The sequence below is a fragment of the Desulfoconvexum algidum genome, from assembly GCF_055382125.1.
Map to the genome: position 1 here is coordinate 3,836,623 of NZ_AP042394.1, position 25,255 is coordinate 3,861,877.

19 protein-coding genes are annotated in these 25,255 nt (G+C 44.0%); 9 read left to right on the forward strand and 10 right to left on the reverse strand.

What is annotated here, in order from left to right; all coding sequences use genetic code 11:
- Nucleotides 1–12: 12 nt before the first annotated feature.
- The 9 genes from ACZ45G_RS17470 to ACZ45G_RS17510 all read left to right on the forward strand — a co-directional run bounded on the left by ACZ45G_RS17470 (nucleotide 13) and on the right by ACZ45G_RS17510 (nucleotide 10,924).
- Nucleotides 13–576 carry a CBS domain-containing protein gene (locus tag ACZ45G_RS17470; RefSeq protein WP_464171766.1) on the forward strand — a complete coding sequence of 188 codons (564 nt, stop codon included), beginning with the start codon at nucleotides 13–15 and terminating at the stop codon, nucleotides 574–576.
- A 13-nt stretch (nucleotides 577–589) separates the two neighbouring features.
- Entirely contained in the window at nucleotides 590–1,939 is a 1,350-nt protein-coding gene (gene argA, locus ACZ45G_RS17475; protein WP_464171767.1) for an amino-acid N-acetyltransferase, read from the forward strand.
- A 284-nt stretch (nucleotides 1,940–2,223) separates the two neighbouring features.
- The gene (locus ACZ45G_RS17480; RefSeq protein WP_464171768.1) at nucleotides 2,224–4,182 is read left to right on the forward strand and encodes a proton-conducting transporter transmembrane domain-containing protein; all 1,959 of its coding nucleotides are present in this window, start codon (nucleotides 2,224–2,226) and stop codon (nucleotides 4,180–4,182) included.
- An 18-nt stretch (nucleotides 4,183–4,200) separates the two neighbouring features.
- Nucleotides 4,201–5,121 (forward strand): respiratory chain complex I subunit 1 family protein, encoded by a 921-nt coding sequence (locus tag ACZ45G_RS17485; protein WP_464171769.1) that lies wholly within the window; start codon nucleotides 4,201–4,203, stop codon nucleotides 5,119–5,121.
- Nucleotides 5,118–5,762 carry an NADH-quinone oxidoreductase subunit K gene (locus ACZ45G_RS17490; protein ID WP_464171770.1) on the forward strand — a complete coding sequence of 215 codons (645 nt, stop codon included), beginning with the start codon at nucleotides 5,118–5,120 and terminating at the stop codon, nucleotides 5,760–5,762. The genes ACZ45G_RS17485 and ACZ45G_RS17490 overlap by 4 nt, the downstream gene beginning before the upstream one ends.
- Before the next feature lie 10 nt (nucleotides 5,763–5,772).
- Nucleotides 5,773–7,197, forward strand: a complete 1,425-nt coding sequence (locus tag ACZ45G_RS17495; protein WP_464171771.1) for a proton-conducting transporter transmembrane domain-containing protein — start codon at nucleotides 5,773–5,775, stop codon at nucleotides 7,195–7,197.
- Nucleotides 7,194–8,702, forward strand: a complete 1,509-nt coding sequence (locus tag ACZ45G_RS17500; RefSeq protein WP_464171772.1) for a hydrogenase large subunit — start codon at nucleotides 7,194–7,196, stop codon at nucleotides 8,700–8,702. The genes ACZ45G_RS17495 and ACZ45G_RS17500 overlap by 4 nt, the downstream gene beginning before the upstream one ends.
- A 28-nt stretch (nucleotides 8,703–8,730) precedes the next feature.
- Nucleotides 8,731–9,474, forward strand: a complete 744-nt coding sequence (gene nuoB, locus ACZ45G_RS17505) for an NADH-quinone oxidoreductase subunit NuoB (protein WP_464171773.1) — start codon at nucleotides 8,731–8,733, stop codon at nucleotides 9,472–9,474.
- Between the two features lie 37 nt (nucleotides 9,475–9,511).
- A complete protein-coding gene (locus tag ACZ45G_RS17510; RefSeq protein WP_464171774.1) occupies nucleotides 9,512–10,924 on the forward strand; it encodes a transferase in 1,413 nt (470 codons plus the stop codon).
- 141 nt (nucleotides 10,925–11,065) lie between these two features.
- Here the strand turns inward: ACZ45G_RS17510 and ACZ45G_RS17515 are convergent, their stop codons facing one another.
- The 10 genes from ACZ45G_RS17515 to ACZ45G_RS17560 form a co-directional block, all read right to left on the reverse strand.
- Complete coding sequence (locus ACZ45G_RS17515; protein WP_464171775.1) at nucleotides 11,066–12,580, reverse strand: alpha,alpha-trehalose-phosphate synthase (UDP-forming); 1,515 nt, start codon at nucleotides 12,578–12,580, stop codon at nucleotides 11,066–11,068.
- Between the two features lie 41 nt (nucleotides 12,581–12,621).
- Entirely contained in the window at nucleotides 12,622–15,789 is a 3,168-nt protein-coding gene (locus tag ACZ45G_RS17520; RefSeq protein ID WP_464171776.1) for an HAD-IA family hydrolase, read from the reverse strand.
- A gap of 328 nt (nucleotides 15,790–16,117) precedes the next feature.
- Entirely contained in the window at nucleotides 16,118–17,539 is a 1,422-nt protein-coding gene (locus tag ACZ45G_RS17525) for a sigma-54-dependent transcriptional regulator (RefSeq protein ID WP_464171777.1), read from the reverse strand.
- A 13-nt stretch (nucleotides 17,540–17,552) separates the two neighbouring features.
- Nucleotides 17,553–19,031: an ATP-binding protein gene (locus tag ACZ45G_RS17530; RefSeq protein WP_464171778.1), complete on the reverse strand. Its 1,479-nt coding sequence runs from the start codon at nucleotides 19,029–19,031 to the stop codon at nucleotides 17,553–17,555.
- An 18-nt stretch (nucleotides 19,032–19,049) separates the two neighbouring features.
- Nucleotides 19,050–19,490 carry a response regulator gene (locus tag ACZ45G_RS17535; protein WP_464171779.1) on the reverse strand — a complete coding sequence of 147 codons (441 nt, stop codon included), beginning with the start codon at nucleotides 19,488–19,490 and terminating at the stop codon, nucleotides 19,050–19,052.
- A 32-nt stretch (nucleotides 19,491–19,522) separates the two neighbouring features.
- Nucleotides 19,523–20,698, reverse strand: coding sequence for a sensor histidine kinase (locus tag ACZ45G_RS17540; RefSeq protein WP_464171780.1), 1,176 nt, complete (start codon nucleotides 20,696–20,698; stop codon nucleotides 19,523–19,525).
- Nucleotides 20,699–20,736: 38 nt separating this feature from the next.
- Nucleotides 20,737–22,353 carry an SLC13 family permease gene (locus ACZ45G_RS17545; protein ID WP_464171781.1) on the reverse strand — a complete coding sequence of 539 codons (1,617 nt, stop codon included), beginning with the start codon at nucleotides 22,351–22,353 and terminating at the stop codon, nucleotides 20,737–20,739.
- Between the two features lie 39 nt (nucleotides 22,354–22,392).
- Entirely contained in the window at nucleotides 22,393–22,812 is a 420-nt protein-coding gene (locus tag ACZ45G_RS17550) for a response regulator (protein WP_464171782.1), read from the reverse strand.
- A 17-nt stretch (nucleotides 22,813–22,829) separates the two neighbouring features.
- Nucleotides 22,830–23,261 carry a response regulator gene (locus ACZ45G_RS17555; RefSeq protein ID WP_464171783.1) on the reverse strand — a complete coding sequence of 144 codons (432 nt, stop codon included), beginning with the start codon at nucleotides 23,259–23,261 and terminating at the stop codon, nucleotides 22,830–22,832.
- A gap of 24 nt (nucleotides 23,262–23,285) precedes the next feature.
- A complete protein-coding gene (locus ACZ45G_RS17560; RefSeq protein WP_464171784.1) occupies nucleotides 23,286–25,004 on the reverse strand; it encodes a sensor histidine kinase in 1,719 nt (572 codons plus the stop codon).
- Nucleotides 25,005–25,255: the final 251 nt, after the last annotated feature.

Consider the following 25,255-nt stretch of genomic DNA (forward strand, 5'->3'; position numbering starts at 1 on the left):
GGAAAATTACATATGAAAACAATACTTATCAAGGACATCATGGTCCCTCTGTCCGAATATGCCACGGTGAATGAAGAGGATACCCTGAAAAAGGCAATTAAATCCCTTCAGAAAACCCAGACACACAATGACCCCAAAAGCTATAAATACCGAGCGATTCTCGTGTATGACAAACAAAACAATATTGTGGGAAAGATTAGCGCTTTTGATGTTTTAAGATCCCTTGAACCCAAATATTGCCAAATCGGACAACCGGAAAAAATGAGCAAGATGGGCCTGTCCAGATTCGGTCTGAGCAATGACTTTTTAAGCGCCATGATGGAACGATATTGTCTCTGGGAGGATAGCCTTGAAAACCTTGTGAAAAAAGCCTCAAAACTCAAGGCAAAAGACATCATGTATTCTCTTGAGGAAGGAGAATATGTGGATGAAAGCGCCACTATTGCCGATGCAATCCATCAATTGATTCTCGGCCACCACCAGTCCCTGCTCGTTTCAAAGGCCAACAAAGTTATCGGTATCCTCAGGCTGTCCGATGTGTTTAAGTTGGTTTGTGACGTTATGATACCCGTATAGGAAAGCTGCCGGTATGAATCTCCAACTACCACAACGATATGCGGATCGGGCCGGGGTTAACACCATACGGGAGGTCTTTGACTATATACGCCGGTATAGGGGTAAAACCTTTGTACTAAAAATAGAAGACACCCTTATTGATCATCCCCTTTTCCCCCTGCTGATGAAAGATATTGTCCAATTGCACGATATCGGTATCCATATGATCATCGTGGCAGGCACCCGGGCAAGCATTGAACGCCATCTGGCCAAAACAAACTGCCCGACACGGGTTGTCAATGGCATCCGGATTACCACAAATTCGGCCATGGCCTGCGTCAAGCTTGCCGCCATGGAGGTGGCACAGTCGATTATTTCCCACTTGTCCGCAGGCAATGCCAACGGGATCATGGGAAACTGGATCCGGGCAAGAGCCTTGGGGGTATGTGAGGGACAAGATTACCAATACACCGGTCATGTTGAAAAAATTCAATCTGGTATTATTCATAAACTTCTGGCCCAGGACTTTATCCCGGTGGTTTATAATATCGGGATGAATTCCACAGGAGATTTTTATAATTTAAACTCAGACCAGATTGCCCGGCAGATCTGCCTGGATCTTACCATTGAAAAACTATTTTTTATCCGGGCCCAGGATGCCATTCCCACCAAAGGGATTGAACTCCCGCCGGGAAGTCAGGTCCACCCCAATGGAAAAATTTTTTCCAACATGGACCTTGGCCATGTGGATTTCATGATAGCCAAAAACAAGGCGCACTTAAGCGTTGAAAACCTATCGCTGCTGGCATATTCAAAGGAAGTGATCGATCGGCCAAAAGGGGTCAGCCGGGTTCATATTATCGACGGGAGGATAGAAGGCCGTCTGCTTCAGGAAGTTTTCTCGAGTATCGGCGGCGGCACATTGATCTACGGCAATCAATATGCCCATATTCGCAAAGCCACCCTTGGGGATGTTCCTGAAATACTCCACCTTTTGGATAATTATGTTAGAAAAGGCAACCTGGTCCCTCGAAGGGCATCAGACATTAAGAAAAATATCCATGCCTACTATATCTATGCGGTTGACCAGGCCGTATACGGATGCGGCGCGCTTTACGAACTGGATGACGGCTGGGCTGAAATCGGTGCCGTTGCGGTGAATGACACTTACAAATCCAAAGGCATCGGCTTTGGAATTGTGCAATATCTCATCCAAACCGCCCGAAAAAAACGGTTAAAGAACCTTTTTCTTCTGACCACAAAGGCAACAGACTGGTTTTTTGAATTCGGATTTGTCTGGGCCAGCCCATCTGAACTTCCAGAATCCCGGCAGAAAGGATATAATCTTGAACGAAACTCAAGGGTGCTGCTTTTGAAACTTTAGTCCAGGGACTGTCACCGTTTTTCATTCCCCCCTTGACAAAACCTCAGTTCTCCATTAATTGAATTGACAAAAATCAGGTTTATATTTGAATAAAAACAGGTAAAGACAGCGGTAAGCAATGGCCAGACATCAAACAAAAAATATTTATAAAACACTTATGCCTAAGATGAAACCAAGGGAAATGAAATTTCTTAATAATTCATTTCTAAAAATGAACTATGTTTACAGTTTGCACTATACTTAAAATAACGTCAGTTCCTATAAAATATTAGATTGGGGAGTATATGAGTCAATTTTTTGTATCACTACTGATAATTTTATCGGGTGGTTTTTTATCCATTCTTTTAGCAGGATACCTTAAATCTGCAAAGATCATTGCTGTATTTTTATTATGCGCCGGCTGTGTTTGGGGCTTAATAGATGCGGTAACAAAACTTTTTCAATCGGGCACCTATGTTGGATCCTTTCCCTATTTAAATGTTTTTTCACTGGACTTTCAAATTGACGGTGTTTCCGCATTTTTTTTGTTGACCATTTTTGCCATTTCCCTTGTGGCCTCATTTTATAGTTACCATTACATGGGTCATGAAAAAAATGCAGTCAAAGCCGGGATCAACTATTTTTTCTTCAGCATTCTCATCTGCGCCATGGCATTGGTGGTCACCGCATCCAATATCATAAGTTTCATGCTGTCCTGGGAGATCATGTCCCTGTCCTCTTTTTTCCTGGTGATTTACAACCATCATTTAGCTGAAAATCGAAGCGCAGGATATCTTTATTTTATCTTTTCCCATGTCGGTGCCATGTTCATTCTGGCTGCATTTGGCATCATCTACACCTATACCGGCAACTTTGGCTTTGGCCCAATGGATGCCATTCCAGATTCCGCTAAAATTCTGATTTTTATCTTCGCTTTTATCGGATTTGGCTCAAAAGCGGGTGTCTTCCCCTTTCATGTCTGGCTGCCATATGCCCATCCTGCCGCCCCCAGCCATATTTCTGCCCTAATGTCCGGGGTGATGATCAAAACCGGCATTTACGGTATTATCCGAATATATATGCTCCTGAACTTTCACACCCCTGTTTTTGGAAACATCCTTTTGGTTGCAGGCTCTGTTTCGGGTGTTCTCGGGGTTTTATACGCTCTTGGTCAACATGATCTTAAACAGCTGCTGGCATACCACAGCGTTGAAAATATCGGCATCATCTTAATCGGCCTGGGACTAGGAATGATTGGCATCTCCTCTGGAAACCCGGTGATGGCAGTTCTGGGGTTTACCGGAGGATTTTTGCACATCCTCAACCATTCCATTTTCAAATCTTTGTTGTTCATGGGCGCCGGAATGGTCCTTCATCAAACAGGCACAAGCTCCATTGATGCATTGGGCGGGCTGTTAAAACGAATGAGAATCACCGGAGTTACCTTTATTATTGGCTCCCTTGCCATTTCAGGATTGCCTCTTTTTAACGGGTTTGTGGGTGAATTTTTTATCTATGTCGGCGGGTTTAAGGGAATCGCCCTTGAAAACTCGGCATTGATCATGAGTATGTTGGGCATTATCAGTCTGGCCGTAATTGGCGGGCTGGCATTGGCCTGTTTCACAAAGGTGGTGGGGGTTGTTTTCCAGGGAGAACCCAGGTCCAAGGCCGGGAAAAATGTTGGGGAACAAGGCGCAACCATGCTGATATCCATGTCAGTTCTGGCCACTGCCTGTATTTTGATCGGGTTATTTCCGAATCTTATTATTCAACTGCCCATTAAGGCGGTTTCAGCTCTTGGCCTTAAATTTGCCCCTGACACCTTTGACCCCATTTTGCAGATCACCGGTAATATTTCCCTGGCTGCAATGATTTTTCTGCTTCTTTTTCTTCTGGTGGCAGGGATTCGTTTGTTTTTATACAAAGGGAAAACCATCACTGCCGCAGGCACCTGGGGGTGTGGATTTACACAGCCAACCGTAAGGATGCAATATACCGGTTCCTCATATGCCTCTTTTCTGCTTGATTTTTTCAGGCCGGTTGCACCGCTCACAGAAAATCATGCAAAAATCATGGGGCTATTTCCTAAAAAAACCCATTACCACAGCCATGTAAATGATATTGCACAAATTTATATGAATCGGGTAATCGTCAACCCCATCCTGTTTTTCTTTGATAAATTAAGATGGATCCAGCATGGGGATATCCATCTTTATATCGGCTATATTTTACTGGCTATCATTTTATTATTATTTTTCATATAAATTAACTGGGAAAATTTCATGATTGAATCCGTTGTTCTCTGGCTTCTTGCAATTTTGCTGGCGCCATTTTTTTCGGCCATTATCCTCAAGGTAAAGGCATTTTTCGGAGGGAAAAAGGGCCCCCCACTATTGATTAATTATTATACATTGATCAAGCTGTTTAAAAAGGGTTCCGTATACAGCACCAGCACAACCTTCATGTTTAAACTGGGACCCATTGTTTCCCTGTGTTCTGCTGTCACGGTTCTCATGTTTCTGCCCATTGCAGGCGTTCCCCCGATCTTTTCCTTTGATGGGGATATCATCTTTGTTTTATATATATTGGGACTGGGCCGATTTTTTACCATTGCTGCTGCCATGGATACCGCCTCCCCCTTCGAAGGTATGGGCGCTGCCAGGGAAGCCTATTTTCCCATTATTTGTGAAGCCGCAACCTTTATGATTTTGATCTTTTTCTATCGACTCACCAATGAGCTTAACTTGTCCGCCTATTTTACAGGCGAAAACACAATGGGGCTGTGGCATTCGGCCGGTGCCCACCTGGTCTATATTGTCTTTGCTTTTTTCATTATTCTATTGACAGAAAATTCAAGGGTTCCGGCGGATGATCCTGCCACACACCTGGAGCTTACCATGATCCATGAAGTCATGGTCTTAGATCACAGCGGACCGGATTTGGGACTCATAGAACTTGGATCTTTTTGCAAGCTTTTCTTCTATTCAACCATTGTTTCAAGATTAATCTTACCCTTTGGCTCAGGAATGGCCGTCCTTAATTTTGGCCTCTATGTTCTGGGACTTGTGATCGTATATGCCGCCATTGGTGTTGTGGAATCGGTCATTGCCCGTTTCAGAATGGACAAAGTACCCCAATTTGTATTGACCTCCTTTGCCCTGGCTTTTTTTGCAACCATCCTCACCCTGGAGTTTATCCGATGATATTAGACCCGGTTGATACCATTTTAACATTTGTCCTGCTTTCCGTGTTATTTTCCTTTGGCTCCAGCCGACTTTCCATACTAATAAAGGTGGTTGGTTTCCAGGGAATTGTGGTTTCCATTGTTCCTTTTTTCTTGGGATATCACATGAGCATTGGGGGGACGATCTTTACCCTGGCCACCCTATTGATTCGGGGCATCATTATTCCCATGGCAATTTACATTGCCATTAAACGGGTGGAGATTCACAGGGAGGTCGAACCCATTATCAACTATCATGCCTCGCTGCTGTGTGGCCTTGGACTCATAGTGGCTGCAACCTATATCAGCCGACAGCTGAATATTCCCGCCATCAGTCAATATACACTTTTATTTCCTGCCGCTATTTCTATTCTTGTGACAGGAATGTTTCTTTTGATGGCAAGAAGAAATGCCATTGCCATGGTATTGGGGTATATCATGATGGAAAACGGAATTTACCTTGTGGGCACCACTTTTTCAGTTCGTGCCCGGCATATAGTCGAATTTGGTATTTTGCTGGATGTCCTGGCCGGGGTTATGATCATGGCCATCATCCTTCAAAACATCAAACGCACCTTTGATGATGTTGATACATCACTTCTCAGAACTTTAAAGGAATAGGTATTTTTTCATGGTAGAAATCATTATTCTGGCCCCTTTTATAACAGGTCTCCTGGCATTTTTTATGCCCAAGCAGATCGGTCGGTCTCTTTTGGTCGTTACCGGAGCCATCCATCTTGTTTTGTCTGTGTCCTTGTGGATAAACAGACCCATCGCTTATTTCAGCACATATTTTGCGGTTACCCCCGAAGGGTTGCTGTCTTTATTGGTTATTTCCCTGCTGTTTTTCCTGATTTCCATCTATACCATCGGGTATCTTAAAGAGATTGAAATCCATGCAGAAAATGTTTTCACAGGATTTATGCTCCTGTTTTTAGCGACCATGACCATGGTCACCCTGTCGGACCATATCATGATCATGTGGATCGCCATAGAAGCCACTACCCTTGCCAGTGCGCCCCTGATCTATACCCATAGATCCAGCGCCTCCCTTGAAGCCACCTGGAAATATGTGCTTATTTGTTCGGTGGGAATTGCCATGGCATTGTTGGGATCCGTCTTTGTTACCCTGGCCATGGACCTGGGGCATGTGGATGCCCCCCTTTCTTTTTCAGCCCTCACACAGGTTGCCAAATCCTTAGATCCGTTGTGGCTGAAAGTCGGATTTGTTTTTATTTTGGTGGGGTATGGAACAAAAATGGGCCTTGCCCCCATGCACACCTGGCTTCCCGACGCCCATAGCGAAGCCCCAAGCCCCGCTTCGGCCCTCTTGTCCGGTGTATTGTTAAATTGTGCCTACCTGGGAATTTTTAAAACCAATAAAATCATGGTTGCAGCCGGGCTCAATGATTTTTCAAGTGCAATTCTGATTGTGTTCGGGTTGATGTCCATCCTGGCAGCTGCCACCTTTATTATTAAACAAAACGAATACAAACGGATGCTGGCCTATTCCAGCATCGAAAACATGGGAATCATCGCCGTGGGAACAGGCATCGGCGGAATCGCCGCCTATGGTGCCATCCTCTGCATGATTCACCACAGTCTCATCAAATCCTCCCTGTTTTTATCTTCGGGCAACATTTTATTGGGATATGGAAACCGGTTTATAACCGCCACCGGAGACATGGTCAGCCGAATGCCCAAAACATTTATCGCATTTTTCAGCGGATTTGCCGGCATATCCGGGTTTCCCCCCTTTGGGATCTTTATCGGGGAGCTGTTTATTATTGTGGGGGCGTTTCGGTCCGGCCACTACCTGACCATCGGTATTTTTATTACAGCCTTGTGTGTGATCTTTGCCGGATTTACCAACCAGATAATGAAAATCTCCTTTGATGATTTTGAGGGAAAAATTCAATTAAAAGAAAAGGCCAGCATGATCTGGCCCCAATATGTCCTGTTATTAACCTCTTTGATATTGAGTTTTTATATGCCCGATACCGTATATCAAACCATTGTTGATGCTGTGACTGCCGTTGGCGGAGGACTTAGATGACAAACGCTTTTTTAAACATTTTAAATGGTGAAACATTAGACCTGAACCGTATCCCCCATCTTTCATTTGATGATTTCAGGAGCACGGCCCTAAAAATTGTAAAAACAGGGGGCAAGGTGGTTCAATTTTTTGCCTATGAAAATGAGGGCGCCATTAAACTTCTGGCGGTTTTACGAACCGACACGCTCATTGTGGCTGGCTGCGATGCACCCGCTACATATCCTAGTTTCAGTCAAACCTGTGAACCCTTTCACATGTTTGAAAGGGAAATTGCAGAACAATTTGGGATTACACCTGAAAATCACCCCTGGCTGAAAATGGTCCGATACCACCCCAACTATCGAGATCTGCCCGATGTATTTGGCAATGATTACACCCAGGATATTCCGGGCAATTACGAGTTTTACCAGGTGGATGGGGATGAAATCCATGAAGTGGCCGTGGGGCCGGTTCATGCCGGTGTCATAGAACCCGGCCATTTCCGGTTCAATTGCATAGGAGAGAGGGTACTTCACCTGGAGATCCAGCTGGGATACCAACACAGGGGGGTGGAGGCTCTTTTCCATGATGTGAAGGCCAAGAGATTGCCCATCCTTGCTGAAAACATCGCAGGGGACACCACCATCGGCCATTGTCTGTGCATGGCCCAGGCAGTCGAATCATTAACCCGGGTTCAACCGGATACCGGTGCCCAGATCATTCGAACCATCGCCCTGGAACTTGAACGGCTGGCCAACCATATCGGTGATCTTGGCGCATTGAGCGGAGATGTGGCCTTTTTACCGCCGGCCAACTATTTTGGACGGATTCGAGGCGATTTTTTAAACCTGATGCTATTGATATGCGGCAACCGGTTTGGAAAAGGACTGGTTCGCCCAGGAGGGGTCCGGTTCGACCTGAATGACGAAGTTCGCAAAACCCTTGATGAACGGCTCAAAGAGTTAAAGCCCCAGGTAAAACATGTGCTGGATCTTCTTTTTTCCGCTTCCACTGTTCGGGCCCGGTTTGAAGACTGCGGCTGGGTAAGCAATTTTGATGCTGACCAATTGGGTCTGGTGGGACCTGCAGGACGTGCTGCGGGCCTCTCCTATGACGTTCGCCGCTGTTTTCCCACGGAACACTATCGGCAATTGAACATTCCTGAAAATAAAAAAACAGCCGGTGATGTCTATTCCCGTGCAAAGGTAAGATATGATGAAGTGCTTCAATCCATCAATATCATCCAATCTTTAATTGCCCAGCAGGTGGAAACCCAATGTGTGGACAACACCATCAAATCATTGCCACCCAACTCTTTCGTGGTGACGATAAATGAAGCCTGGCGGGGGGAAGTCTCCCATGCCATGATCACCGACAAAAACGGCAACGTCCTTCGCTACAAGGTCAAAGACCCGTCTTTTCACAACTGGAACGGCCTTGCAATGTCTTTAAGGAATACCGGGATATCAGATTTTCCTTTAAATAATAAAAGTTTCAATCTTTCCTATTGCGGATTTGACCTTTGATACCAAACAGAATAAAGAGAGTATTATAATGTTCACTACACTTAAAAATAGATTTGAACAAGGTTACAAAACCTGCAACTACCCGAAGGAAAAACCGGCTGTGTTCACCCGCTATCGCGGCAGACCCATTGTTCAAAAGGATGCGCCTCTGGAGGTCATCCAAGCCTGTGCCGCTGCCTGCCCCCAGGACGCCATTGACATCAGTGCCAAAAAAATTGATATGGGGCGTTGTATTTTCTGCGGCACCTGTGAACAGATTTCACAAGGACGCTTTGTTCAATTTACCGGGGATTTTGAAATTGCAACTGCCCAGAAAGAACACCTCATCACCGATGGGAATCTGCCTAGCCTGGCAGAGCACTCAAAGCAGCATTTTAAAGGTTTATTCGGCAAATCCTTACAGCTTCGCCAGGTATCGGCAGGGGGGTGCAATGCCTGTGAAGCCGACCTGAACGTTTTGGCCACCCCTTTTTTTGATCTGGCCCGGTTTGGCATTAATTTTGTGGCCTCCCCCCGTCATTCAGACGGGATTGTGGTAACAGGACCTGTCTCCAAAAATATGCGGACGGCTCTTTTAAAAACATATGAAGCCATCCCAGAACCAAAAGTGGTGATTGCGGTGGGCAGCTGTGCCCTGACCGGCGGCCCCTTTGTGGGAAGCCCTGAAATCTCGCAAGGGTTGGACACGATTTTACCGGTGGACCTGTTTATACCCGGCTGTCCTCCCCACCCCCTTACAAATCTTCATGCGTTGTTAACTTTTTTTAAATAAAAATTTAAACTATTATATTAAAAAGAGGATTTTTAAAATGAAACAGCTAAAGGAATTAAATGACAGGATTATCCGTCGCGTAAATGTTAATTTAGAAGAGTTTGGTTTTGATACAGAAGACTTTGTAAAATATTCCCTTGATTATGATAAGATGCTCAAATTCTATGCATTTTACGGAATCACCTCCCAGCATCCCATTTTTTTTCATTTTCGAAACTCCAACATTGCCGGCTCCTATTTCCTGGGACAATGTTATGTGGGCAGATCCGCCATCTACAAAAGTGATATCCGGGGAGATGAATTAAAACGCAAGGGAGATACGGTCCGTTATCGAAAGGATGTGCCCCTTGTTGAAGATGAGCGGATCACCATAAGAGACAGCCTTTTGTATAAAACATTGGTTCACAGCAACTCCCATAACCTGGAAAGTCCCGAAGAATTCAGTATTCATAATACCATCTCCGCCCATTATGTGAATATTCACGGGTCAGACCTCCAGGGCTGTTTTCTAGGTCCCTTTGCCACCGTGGATATGATGAATCTGCATTCGTGTATTATCGGTGAATTTTCCTATGTTCAGACAGGAGAACTGTTCCATCGGAAGGTGGATCCGGGAACCGTGTGGATCCGAAACCAAAATTTTGAATTTAAATATAAATTTAAGAAAGAAATTCTGGACAATTATGTGGGGGTCAATTCTTATCACCAACCCCGGGGAATTATCTATGATTTTGTGAAAGAACGAGAACAAGACTATGAAAAATTGTTTGATGTGATGAATCTTGACTCCATAAAAGCACCACCGACCTCTGCTGTTAACCGGTATGCAGTAGTTCAGGGTAAAATTCAGATCGGTGAAAATGTCCTGGTCGCCCAACGGGCTTTTTTAGAGAATGCCATCATGGGAGACGGGTCCAATGCCCAGGAAAATACCTATATTATCAATTCACAACTGTCGGGCAATTGCATCACCGCACACGGCGGAAAAATTATCCATTCGGATATTGGCCATTCAACCTTTGTGGGATTTAATTCATTTTTAAATGGCAAACCCACCGCCCCCATTAACATAGGGGAAGGCTGCATTATCATGCCCCATACCATCATTGATCCCGATGTCCCGATCACCATCCCCGAAGAGCATCTGATCTGGGGATTTATCCGGTCTGAAGAAGATATTAAGAATAACTCAATTGCCCTGGATGAGCTGGTTGAGATACGGGATACCCTGAAAATCGGAAGAATGAAGTTTTCAGGCCTGGGCTCTGTTTTTATTGAAGGGTTTAAAAAAAGACTTGAGCATATTTTATTGGCAAATGGCGCCCTGTTTCATAATGGTGAAAACCGGGGACACGCCCAGGACGACCAAAACATCTCGTTTAATATTATTCAGCCCTACCCTAAAGGAGAGCTTGAGGGATTATATCCCTCCATCAGGATAAAACCCTAGTAGATATTTTAAAAAAGCATATGCGCCACATCATTGGCGTATATGCTTCTCTGGCTAACCAGAAACTTCAGTTTTCAGTTTGATCTTATATTTATCAATTTTTGCATGGAGGGTCGGTCTATCCCCCCCCAATACTCAAGTTCACCTCCCAGAGTCACTGATTGGTTTGCCGAGATAATATTCATCTACCTGGGGAAAACTTGATAAATCCTTTTCAATGGCAGCCCTTAAAAAAGAGTTGAGCCACCAGAAGACATCTTTATTCTTAACGTTTTCCCGCAAATTTCGCATTCGCTGATTTCTTTCTTCCAAAGGCATATTAAATGCCCTGTAAATAGCCTTGGCCATTCCTTCAATATCATAGGGATTTACTAAAATTGCATCCTGATGAAACTGTTGGGCAGCACCGGCAAATTCGCTGAGGATCAACACCCCTCGCTCATCGATATTGCAAGCACAATATTCCTTGGCGACCAGATTCATACCATCCTTTAAAGGCGCAATAAAACCAATATCGCATGCCCGGTACAAGGAGATGAGTTCATCTCTGTCAAGGGTTCGAAACATATACTGGACAGGGAGCCAGTCATCTGTACCGAACATTCCGTTAATCTCTCCCACAAGCTGTTCTATCCTAAGTTTCAGATCAGCATAGGCTGTTATTTCCCTGCGGCTGGGCACCACAAGTTGAATAAACTGTACCTTTTTGAGAAACTCTGGATAGCGGTTTAAAAACCGTTTAAATGCGATCAGCTTTTCAGGTAAGCCCTTGGTATAATCCAGCCGGTCAACCCCCAGTATTATTTTTGTATCGGCATTTTTTCGCATTTGTTTTGATCTTTTATACACTTTACTGTCCCAGGCCTTAAGAAAAAATTCATTGTAATCAATGCTGATGGGGAAAACCCCGATGCGCACCTTTCTGTTGCCCAAGCTCAATTCACTTACCGCCTTATTGGATTCTAGTTTTTTATCAATTTTCACGTCCTGGATTATTTTTTTGACACATCTGATAAAATTACGTTTATTTTGAATGGTATGAAACCCGATAAGGTCGTAATCCAACATGGCCGAAAGAAGCTCAAAACGCCATGGACATCGAGCAAAGGTATCAAAGGGTGGAAATGGGATATGCAAAAAAAACCCCAGGGTGTTGCGTAAATGCATTTTGCGTAACTTTGCACCCACGAGTATTAATTGATAATCATGCACCCAGATAAAATCCAGGTCATCTGCATTCTGATAAACAGCCGATGCAAATTTTTTATTAACCTTTTGATAACTTGTCCAGTATTCAGTCAAAAAAATACACTTATCCGTAAAATCATGGAAAAGAGGCCATATAATCGAATTGGAAAAACCTTCGTAATAATTTTTTACCTCCTCTGGGTTAAGCATAACCGGCTTAACACTATATCCTGAAGCTGCTGCCTGAATTGCCGGCAACATACTGTCTTCAATCTCTTCCTCCTGCACATATCCGGGCCAACCTATCCAGGTGCCGTTTCGATTTTTGAGTACCGGCGCCATTGCCGTTACCAGTCCCCCGGCCCCTTTACCCACCTCGATGGTTCCATCCTTGTTTTTTTTTAAAATCAGCGGCAACCGGTTGGATACAATAATAATATGACTTTCTTTGTTCATTTTTTTATCCATTTTTTTATCCCCACCTCTTCCCAATCTTTAAAAAACACAGGTTAAAGATCCACCACTGCTCTCTTGCCCGGATACAATCTGATTATTTCATCTTTTATCATCATCATTATGGGTCTTGCCTTGCTGGTCAGACTTTTAACTTTAACGTCTTTTTGAGTGATTTCCAGATCAAGCCAGTGGGTTCTGTATCGAATGTGAAAACTAATACGGGTTATGGACTTTGGGAGTAATGGATTTAAAATAAGTATATCACTTCGTATTTCCAAACCTGCATAGCCCCGTTGAAGAATATCAATACAACCGGACATGGCAGCCAAATGGATACCTTCCCTTGTACTTCCGGTTCGGTCATCCACCATGTCGGTCTCAAGTGCCTGGCTGAACAATTCCCAGGAACGTTCTCTTGCCTGGCGGGCTTCAATCCAGGCATGAATAATCAATGCCAGGGATGAGCCGTTTGTGGTGCGATTCAAATAATAATTGATATTTTTTAAGATAGAATCCTTATTAAACGTATAATTAAGACGTTTAAACTTCTTTCTTAAGGTTTCAGCACTGAAAAGATATAACAGCATTAAAACATCTGCCTGTTTACAGACTTTATAATTATTGGCACTATCGCCTTCCTTTTCAAGAATCCTGTCCAGACGCTGAATATTTCCATATCGTTTTTTATAACCATCCCAGTCAAATTCCTTTAAGTTGCCATATCCTTCAAATTGGCTGAGTATTCCATCTCCATGGAATACCAACTTCATCCGCCGACTCATTTTTTGGAATTTTTCCAATTCTCTATCTTCTACCGCAAGCTTTTTCCTTAAATTTTCCCAGTCCTGTTCAGGAATAACATGCTGTAGATTAAGCGCCTGATCCATAACAAACATTACCATTAAATTAGTATAAACATTGTTGTTAAGCCCTGGTTTATCGGCTCCCGGGTAAGAATCATGATATTCATCAGGCCCCATGATGCCCAGGATCTCATATCGATTAAGTGTCTTGTTATGGGTTGCAAGGCTTGCCCAGAACCGGGCGATTTCTATTATTATTTCGCCCCCGTAAAAAGATAAAAACGCTATATCCTGGGTAATTTGAAAATACTGGAAAATATTATAAACGATGGCATTATTTACATGATACTGCAGATGGGTGTTGTCAGGTACCCAGCGGCCTGATTCCGGGTTCAGATGCAATGCCTGGGTCTCCTCTCTGCCGCTGCTGCCACTTTGCCATGGATACAATGCACCTTTGCAGCCTGCCTTCCTGGCTGCCTGCCGGGCTTGGTGAAGTCGCCGGTAACGATACATGAGCAAAGTTCTTGTAATCTGGGGTGCCCGGTAATTCAAAAATGGGAAAATAATCATTTCATCCCAGAATATATGTCCTCTATAGCCTTCCCCATGCCACCCCCGGGCCGGCATACCCACATCAATGTCCAAAGAATGTACAGAAGAGCTTTGTAATAAATGAAACACATACAATCGAATAATTTTTTGTGTATATTGCTCAACATCTTTATTGTCCAGTTCCACCCGGACATCAAATCGGCGCCATAAAAGTTCCCAGGATGTAACATGGGATTCTAATAAACTATCAAAACTTTCCACATCATTTGCAATCGTATTTTCCACCTCTAACTGGCATTCGGAAATACCGGTATCCCGGGAAGTATATATGCAGACCAGTTTTTCAACGATAAGATCCTCTTTCTTGCTCACATTTACCATAAATTTTTTTGCAAGATACCCACCAGGTTTGTCCGCTGGAACTGATTTAATGACCGCCAGATTATTTTTAAGAAAGATCTTGGTTCTAGCGCCCATGGCAATGTCAACACCTGACTGGTTGGTACGCATTTTCAAAACCATGCTTTTTTCATCAATATGTATATGGTTTACCAAATCAAGATGTTGGCTGTCCAAATCCCGGTAACGCTCAACTCCCTGGTTTGTCACCCTGCCATCGATAGCCGAACATATCTCTATTTTACCCGCCCAGTTCAAGGGGGTAATAATAGTTTTAAGCCCAGCCCTATGCACCTGATCTCCATGAACAAATGAGTGTTGACAAATGCGCGTTTCTCTATTTTTTTTATCCCGAAAGCAGATGGTGCGATTCAGTATCCCTTTTTTTATAATCAAAGATTGTCTATAAAAAAGTACTTTTACATCTTTTAGCTCAAACCACTCCTCACCTAAAATGCGAAAATTAAGGCAAAGCCAGTTGGGAATGTTTACAAGATCTTCATTCTCAACAATTCTACCGGCAATTTTTGTCTTAAGACGGTTATACCCTCCCGCAAGATAGGTGCCTGGATAATGTACATCATCAGCCTTTGCCTCAGGGGCTGCTCCCCTGGTGACAAAATAACCGTTTCCCAAAGCACACATTGCTTCCCGCCGTCCTTCATCTTCAGGGTCAAACCCCATATATATCTGGTCCCAGCTGGTTCCTTTTTCTACGCCGGCCTCAATTTCGCAAAGATCGTCCACTACCAGGTGTGCGCCTTTTTGTTTTAGGTGTTTTGCCTGGTCAGAACGGTTCACACCGATAACCATTCCAAACCCGCCTTTTTTCCCGGCCTCCACACCGGATAAGGCATCCTCCACCACCACACACCTATTCACGTCGGCATCCAGGCGTTTGGCTGCTTCCACAAAAATATCGGGTTCAGGTTTGCCGGTAAGCCCTAAGCTCTCGGAGACAACCCCATCCACTCTGGTATCAAATAAATCTTCAATATCAGCCGCCTTAATGACCTCAAGACAATTTTTGCTTGAACTGACAATGGCTGTCTTAAATCCGTTTTTTCTTAACTGCTTGATAAGATCAATTGTGGATTCATAAACTCTCACCCCCTCTTTTCTCAACAAGTCAGAAAAAAGCTGGTTTTTTTTATTGCCCAGCCCGCAAATAGTTTCCACACCAGGCGCATCATTGACGAACCCATGGGGGATATCAATACCCCGAGAGGCAATAAAAGATTCAACCCCTTTATAGCGGGGTTTTCCATCCACATATCTGATATAGTCATCCCTAAGATCAAAGGGCTGGTAATCGTCAATGCCGCTCTTTTTTTCCAGATATGGGTCAAACAGCATTTTCCAGGCAGCTGCGTGGGTATCTGCCGTCCTTGTCACCACACCGTCCAGATCAAAGAGGACAGCATCATAAAGTTCCCGATGAATGATTTGTTTCCCGGTTGCCATAAGAAAGGTCCCCTTAATAAATTTGACGGTTCTGTAAAAGGCCCTGCAGAAACTGCCCCACCTGGTTCGACCACTAGGTTTTAGACATAAATTCAACAAATATCAGGCGAAATATTTTCTTTTGAAAAAACCTTCTTTTAAAAAATCAATGGTCAGGACTGATCATGTGATTTACCAATAGGCTCAACAACTTTATACAATATTTTTCAAGTTGTAAAAAGCCATAATATATATTTTTACACTCGATAAGATAAAAGAACGCGGGAACACCTGATTTTATTGGCAGGGTGCCAATACCCCAGGAAACTTCATTTTGGTCCTAAACATTTTAACCTGAAACTTCAGTTTTCAGTTTGATCTTATATTTATCAATTTTTGCATGGAGGGTCGGCCTGGAAACCCCCAGTAATTTAGCGGCCTGGGAGCGATTGCCATTGGTTTTTTTCAATGCTTCTGCCACCACAATACCCGACAAGGTGTCGATAAAATCATCAAAACTATAGCCCGGTTTTTGGGCCAGAGATTGCCGGACCCACTCTTGGACCGCTGTTAACCCGCTCTTTGCCGGTAAATCCCTCATTTCTTTTTTATTAAATATCGGTTCCAGGTCAATGGCAGAAATAGGAGCGCCTCTGTTAAAGATCAGCATTTTTTGAATCAGATTTGACAATTCCCTTATGTTTCCGGGCCAGGTATACTGATTAAGAATGGTTAAGGCTTCTTTTTGAACACCTGGGTTATCCATTCTTAATTCATTGGAAAACTTCATCATAAAATAGGAAATCAAGCCATTGATATCTTCCGGCCGATCTTTGAGCTGCGGAAGTTCGATGGTCACCACTTTCAGCCGGAAATATAAATCTTCCCTGAACTTTTCTTCCAAAATAGCCTGTTCCAAATTTTTATTGGTGGCGGCTATAATCCGGACATCCACGGGAATGGTCTCTTCCCCCCCCAGTCTTTCAATATTTTTTTCCTGGAGCAGCCTTAAAATTTTCGCCTGGATATTAAGGGGCATGTCCCCAATTTCATCTAAAAATACCGTACCGCCATTGGCCTGTTCCACCTTGCCGATATGCCGTTGGGCAGCCCCGGTGAAGGCACCTTTTTCATACCCGAACAATTCGCTTTCAAGCAGATTTTCCGGTATGGCCACACAATTGATGATTAAAAATGATTTGTCCGAACGAAGACTGTGTTGATAAACGGCTCTGGCCACCAATTCCTTTCCGGTCCCGGATTCTCCCCGGATCAACACAGTTGCATCGGTTTGGGATACCCGGCCAATGGCTTTATAAACCGTCTGCATGCCTTTGCTTTGACCGATGATGGCATCCCCGGAGAATCTTCCGGGAGCCCCATCCACGACAACCGGAGATCTCATACAATATCCGGCTTCCATGGCCTGCTTGATCAGGGTTAGCATTTCCGGCACTTCAAAGGGCTTGAGAACATAATCATAGGCCCCCATTTTAGTGGCTTCAATGGCAATATCGGTGGTTCCAAAAGCGGTTACGATAATCACCGGAAGTTTTGAATCCAGCTGTTTGATCTGCTTGAAGGTTTCTATTCCGTTCATGCCGGGCAACCGCATATCCAAAATCACCAAATCCAGATCTTCATTGCGAACAATTTCAATCCCCGCCTCTCCGGAAGCGGCGCCGACAACCCCAAAGTTTTCTTCCTTTAAAAGTTTACAAAAACTTATTCGGAGTTGATCATCGTCATCTATGACTAAAATACGATTCATTTTATGTATCCTTTTATGCGTCCTTTATAGGAAGGGTAATCACAAATGAGGCCCCTTTTCCCTCTTCACTGGTAACATCAAGCCATCCGCCATGTTCGTGGATAATATTAAAAGCAATATTGAGGCCCAAACCGGTTCCCTCTTCTTTGGTGGTAAAAAAGGGATCAAACATCTGACCTTTTATACTTTGGGGAAACCCTTCACCCTCATCGGTTATCCGGATCACATCCACACGCTTCAAAGGTTCAACATAGGCTTCTTGTTCCAAAATAACAATATGCCCGCCTTTTTTCATGGCTTCACAGGCATTGATCATGATGTTTACGATCACCTCTTTTAGCTGCTCTGGATCCAGCAGGGTTTCTGGAAGGGGGCCGTCCCGAAGAATTTTTGTCTCCACATGATAGGAGGAAAGCCTTTGTGCCAGAAGATGAACAGCAGAGTCGATCACAACGGACGGACTCATTTTTTTGACAATGAGTTTTGGGGGCCGGGCAAATTCCAGATAATTTTCAACAATTTTGTTAATCTGCACGATCTCACCTGAGATAACATTAAAATCTTCCTGTTGAGATTCTGAAAATGAACAGGTGCGCGCCAAGGAAAAAAGTCTCATTTTTACCGAGGTTAAAGGATTGCGTATACTGTGGGCGGTTCCCGCAGCCAGCTTTCCGAGCAACGCCATTTTTTCAGACTGCATCAAGGATGTCTGGCTTTGTTTTAATGCCAGATGGGTAAGTTCCGAATCCTCTATGAGCCCTAGCACACTTTGCTTTAAGGCGACCACCTCGTCCACTGAATCACCGGAACTGCCGTCAAAATTTGCCTGGAGCACCAGTTCATGGATGGGGCCCATGATATGACGGGCAAAGATAAAATTAACCAACAGGCTTAGGATAATAACCGCCACAACTCCCATCAATGCCATATACCGCAACCTGTTTGCTTCTCGCTGGCTGATGTCTACGGCTTCTTGTATCTGCTTTTTATGGAAGGACTTGAACTGGTCACAAAGCGCCAGGATATGAAAGAAAGATTCCCTGATCTTCTGGTGCAGGACAAACCCCTCTTTCCGATCCCCCACCTTGTACAACTCAATCACCTTATCCCTTGTCTCAATATAATCCTTATAGTCTCGTTCAATCTGGGCGAGGGTTTGTTTTTCCCAAGGCGCCTCAATCAAAGATTTTGCTGTCACCAGATGTTCATCAAAAAGCAAACGGTATTCTCTTAATTGGGCAAGCCAATCCGGGTTGTTGTCCAGAAAATAATAGGATACAAATCCTTTCTGGTTGACAAGAGAAGTACCCAGGGCTTCGGCAGACTGGAATATGGCCACATTTTTGTTAATAATGGTTTTAAATATTTTTTCTATCCTATAGGTGTACAAAACCATCAAACTAGCACCAATCAATGTGATGAACAACACAATGGCATTGACCAGGTAAACTCTGTTTTTAAGACTTAGATGAAGGGTAAATTTATAAAACATGGCAAAAGAGTATCCCTATCATATATCACCACTTCTTCTCAGCAGAAGTCTTACCTCAGCCTGACGGATTCGTTCTTCCTGGTCGTCTTTGCGTTGCCGAGCAGCGTCCACTTTGAGTTTAATCTCCTCAAATTCTGCCGGTTTCATCAAATAATCAAAGGCCCCCAGTTTCATCCCCTCAACAGCCGTTTCAGTGGATCCGTGACCGGTCAGCAAAATAACCTCAACAAGGGGATAGGTTATTTTTATCTGTTTTAAGGTATCAATCCCGTCCATGCCCGGCATTCGGATATCCAGGATGACCACATCAATGGGTACCTGGGACAGCACCTTCAAAGCGTCTTTACCACTGTAAGCCGTGGACACTTTTTCACCCTGGGCTTGCAGCCTGAGGGAAAACATTTCAACAAAATCTTTTTCATCGTCCACGATCAGGACTTTTGCCGGTATTTTTATCATGTTTATCCTTTCCTTAATTTATCACCTATTAATTATATTTTTTTATCCTTGTCCTCTAAATTGCTTATGTCAACCGTCTTGGGAAATTTAATTGTAAAAGCAGTGCCTTTGCCCATTGTGCTGTTCACCTCAATGTCACCCTTCAGATCCGACATAATTTTATGGACCACAAACAATCCCAGGCCAGTGCCTTCATCAAAGGATTTTGTGGTAAAAAAGGGATCAAATATTTTTCCTAAATTTTCCCTGGGAATCCCTCTGCCATTATCCCCTATTTCAAGAATAACGGCACCCTGGGTTTCACGACTGGACAGGGTAATGCAGCCATTTTCCCCCATTGCGTGAATCGCATTGTTCAACAAATTCATTAACACCTGCCGAATCTGATAGGCATCACTCCAAAGGGTAAGTTTTTTTTGATGGAGGTTCCAGATAATGCGTATCTGTTTAGCATCCACCTCTTTTTTTAACAATCCAAGGGTTTCATGCATCAATGTGGTCAGGTCAACTTCGGAAACTTGGGGTCTTTGCCTTTTTACATGCCCCAACAGCTGATGGGTTATTCTGCTGGCTCTCTTAACAGACTTTTCAATTTTTTCCACCCCCAAGAGCACGGCCTTTTTTTGTGAATCAGTGTCCATGGTGGGTGCAGTGATCACCTCTTTGATAAACCCGGCAGCCTCATTGATGATGGCCAGAGGATTATTAATCTCGTGGGCAATACCCGTGGACATGGTGCCCAGCGAAACAAGCCGTTCCGTATCAACTATTTTTTTTTCCAGCTTTGTTCGGTATGCAAGTTGAGCTGTCTTTTGTTCTTCCAGACGGGTCATTTCAAATGCCTGCCTGACTTTATTGACCAAATGATCTATTTCCACAGGCTTTGTCAGATAATCATAGGCACCGGCTTTTATTCCCTGGATACCATCTGAAACTGCCACATTGCCGGTGAGAAGAATGACCTGAATTTTATCATGCTTTTGCTTGATCACCTTCAATGTTTCGATTCCGCTTATTCCCGGCATTTTCACGTCCAGAACCACCACATCAACTGGTTCCCGGTCCAAAATTGCCAAACACTCTTCTCCGCAAGAGGCCTGGATCTGGGAAAAGCCCCTTCGTTCAAGCCGCTTGGCAATGGTCATTCTAAAGCCGTCTTCATCATCCACCAGCAGCAGCCGGATGGTCTCGCCCTTGGATTTGTTCACCTGTTCGCTCACCTTTCTTTTTTTTAAAAAAAAGAGTTCTATATTAACCCCAGTATATTCCACCAAACCGCTGCAACGACCACTAGAACCGTCAGTAAAATCGGAGTGGCCACAAGCCCGACCTTTGTCAGGTCAGAAGATTTAAAATACCGGTAACTATACGCAATGGCATTGGGCGGACACCCAATGACCAACAGCATGGCAAAGGAGGTCGCCATCCCCAGACACAGCGCTAAAATAACGGGATTCACCCCTTCAAGCTGGGCCATGGGAATGACAATGGGAAGAATCAGAGCGGCAGCGGCCACATTGGCCATGGCGTTTGTTACCAAGGCCCCGAAAACACCCACACCGATAAAAAGAACCAGCCAGCCCTTTCCCTGAATCAACGGGAAGAACAGATTGGCAAAATAATCTGCCGCGCCTGAATACCCCATGGCAAGCCCCAAAGAGATGCCGCCTCCAAATATAAACAGGGCCGTTCCCCATTCCAGGTTATCATTGATATCTCTCCATTTTAGCACTTTAAACAATACCAGAGCTGCAACTCCCAACATACCGGTAATTGAATAGTCTATACCATGAAGCCCCTTGGTCAGCCAGAGAGAAAATGAAAGTAAAATAATGGCAATGGTTTTTTTCTCAAGGACTGTCATGGGGCCTAGATCTTCATCAAACTCAGGCAGCTTGTACTTTGGATCCGGCCGAAACACCAGATAGACAATAAAAACCGCAATGGGCGTCGTGATCAAGGCGGCGGGCATGGCATATAATATCCAATCGAAAAAGGTTATTTCAACCCCTGTAAATTCCTTTAAAAAAGCCGCAGAAACCATGCAGCGCCCTCCTCCGATGAGAGATCCCATACCCCCGCAGGAACAGCCAAAGGGCAATGACAGCATCATAAACTTGGCCGTGTTGGTATGGGGCTCAATTCCTGCAGCCCGCATCAAGGGCAGCATGGTCACGATTCCGATGGCACAGGCGGCAGCATCATGCATGAACGAGGAGGCAAGCCCAAGCCCGATGGCAATAATAAAGGTAAACCGGGTGATGCTGTTCCCGGCCTTTTTAATGATATAATACCCAAGGCGTTTTGTTAAGCCCGCCTTGTCCAGGGCAATGGCAAAGATCAGGCAGCACATGATAAAAATAACCACCGGATGCATATAGGGGGCCCAGGCACTTTTCACATCGGTAATCTGCATGACCACCAGGGAAACCCCGATTAAAACCGCCGTTATTTCCAGGGGGATGGGCTCCACCACAAACAAGATAACCAGCACCGCAAGAATTGATAAAAATCGCTTTGCCTTAGGCGGAAGCCCATCAACATAATCAATGGTAACCTTATCCAGGTTCAGATTTTTTGCCCGTTGTTCTATATAGTGGACACTGGCCTCCAATGAACCAGGGGTTTTGGCCTTTAAAATATAGACTTGGGTATCTGCTTGACCGCCAATTTTACCTGCAATTTTACCGCCAATCTTACCGCTAGGAACAAGGGTAAAAAAATCTACTACAGATGCCAGAATCCGTTGGTCCGTATCGCCTGTAACTTTAAATTTGGTTCCTTCCGGTCTTGGCAACAGGAAGATAAAGATACCGAACAACACTGCCATGCAAAGTTTAAATCCATTTGTTTTATAAAACATTTTTTCTCCTTAACAGCTCAACAATTGTGCGTATTTTAATTATTCCGAAACGGGTTTGGTTAAAACCTTTAATTGATATTGGTGTGCTTCATGCATTTTGTCTATTAACGTCAACAGTTCACAGGGTTTGGTCAGGTAATCAAAAGCGCCATATGCGATTCCTTCCCTGGCAGCCGTCTGGGACCCGTGCCCTGTCAATATGATCACAGGAAGATTGGGCACCATTCTTTTGATCACCTTCAACACTTCGATGCCATCCATATCCTCCATTTTCAAATCCAGGACCACCACATGAAAGTCATTTTTACGCAAGATCTGTATGGCCTGGGTTCCGCTAAATGCCGTGGTCGCTTTGATCCCTCGCCTGGCCAGCCGGTTGGACAAAACATGCAAATACCCTTTTTCATCATCCACCAACAAGACATTTAAAAAATCAGGCCGCTTATATTTCTCACCCATGATATCCTTTTTATCCTTTAGATCTGCCGTCCTGTTATCTCTTTTATCCGGGCTTCAACAATTTTTTCTTCCTGTTTTCTTTTCTTGGAAGCTGCGGCTGTCGCCTTGCTTAACAGCAAATCAATGTCACAAGGCTTCATCAGGTAATCAAAGGCTCCCAGTTTCATCCCGTCAATTGCGGTTTCCACCGTGGCATGGCCTGTCAGCATAATGACTTCCAACAAAGGGAAACGTTTTTTAATTTCAACCAGGGTCTCCATCCCATCCATTCCCGGCATTTTTACATCCAGGATTACCACTTCAATCCCTTTGTTTCGTTCAAGTTCGTCCAGGGCATCGGTTCCGCTGTAAACAGCCCAAACCCCTATCTGCCTTTTTTCAAGACGCTTTGTCATGGTATCAAGAAATGCGCGTTCATCGTCCACAAGTAATAATTTCATGGTTTTCATATACTCTCTCCTTGTTTATTTATTTCATGAACCTTGGGTTGCCGGGTCAATTTCAGCCGTCTGGAAGGGTATCCATATGCGAAACCGTGACCCCGTTCCTACCTGAGAGTGAACATCAATTTTCCCACCCATCTTCTGGATAATGCCATAGCAGATGGAAAGCCCTAATCCCGTTCCTTTTCCAACGGCCTTTGTGGTGAAAAACGGATCAAATATCCTGGTAAGATTGTTTTTGGGAATGCCGGGTCCATCATCGGAAATTGAGATTACCACATTATTTTTTTCAAGTTTACTGACCTTTGTTTCAATTTTTATGGTCCCTCCTGTTTTTTCCATGGCATCAATGGCATTGTTGATTAAATTTAAAATTACCTGCTGCAGTTCAGAGGGCGATATCCTGATATAGGGAATCCCCTGATTCAGATCAGTTTCAATCGTGACATTGTTATATTTGGCCATTTGGGCGGTCAGAGAAACAATTTCTGTGATGGAATCATTCACCTGGACATCATTCACCGTGGAATCGGTTTTTCTAGCGAAACTTAAGAGTTTGTGGGTAATCTCTTTACAGCGTCTGCCCTGGGTATTTATTTGCTTCAAGGCACGCTTGAATTCATCCCAATTTTTAGACCCTTTTAAATCCTCGTCTTCAAGAAGATCTTCTATCCACCCGGCCTCTTCAACCATTATGGCCACCGGGTTATTGATTTCGTGGGCAATACCTGCGGCCAGTTCTCCGATGGTGGCAAGTTTTCCGCTTTCAACCACCTGTTTGTTCATGACCTCGCTTTTTTTGTCCGCTTGCAAAATTAACGCCACAATATTACGCGGAAGGGTAAAGGCCACCGAAAGGATGGCGATACACCCGATAGCAAATAATCCCAGGGCAAGTACCTGTGTTTTCCATAAATCACGGAAGGCATCTTTTACATTCTGACGATACACCATGAGCCAATCGATATTTTCAAGCATGGACGTCACATATAAATAGTTCTCTCCAGAAAGATCCTGTTTTCTGGAAAACATGGTTTTGTGATCTTTGTACCCTTCCCGACTGGCCATTGATGCCATAATGGAAGGATCAATCCGAAGATCGGTCTGGGTTTGCAATTGGCCCTGGCTGTTGATGATAAAAGCCATACCGGTTTTTCCAATATGAATATTTTCCACCAGAGAATTAAAGGCCGTAAAATTAATGGTGGCCCGTAACAAACCCTCAGATCCCTTTGATCGAATCTTGACAGCGATTATAAAATGGGGATGTCCCCTCAGCCCGGCAAACACATCAGAGATATAAAACGATTTTTCTCGGGCTTTTTTAAACCAATCCGCCCGGGAGTAGTCCGCATTTTCCAGACGGAAAGGGCCTTCATAGGCAAATTGAATACCATTTTCATCCACCAGCCCCAAATCGGTAAACACGTCTTTATATTCTGTTTTCAACAATTCCAGCTGGTGACGTAAAAAATCGGTGGGTAAAGTCTCTGTGTTTTCAATATGCCGGGCCAGATACCGGATATTGCCCAATTTTTCCAACAAAAATGTATCAATATTCTGGGTATGTTTTTGGACCAGCTCTGAAATATGTGCGGCAATTTTAGCGGTATAGGTCCGGTTGAATCGATAAAAGATGATCCCAGTGGTCAAAATCATGGGAAAGAATGAAACCACCAGTATCAAGATGGTTATTTTTCTTTTGAGTATCTGGTAAAACGGTTTTTGTTCAATCTTAGATCCTGCCATTGAGTGTGTTTTCCTTGTCCTGTTCTTTCTATTATAAGTTCCCATAATCAGTCCCTTGTATTCCTGATTATCAAGATATATGCCAGGCAATGGTGCACACCCAAATAAAGTATAAGTAATTGAAAACATAGAAAAGTATACGAAGGAAACGAGACCCGCCTGTTCCTTGGGTCTGTCAGTTTTTTTTACACTCTGTAAAAAGAACGGCGGCAGGACACCTGATTTTATTGGCAGACTGCCAATATAGGCCT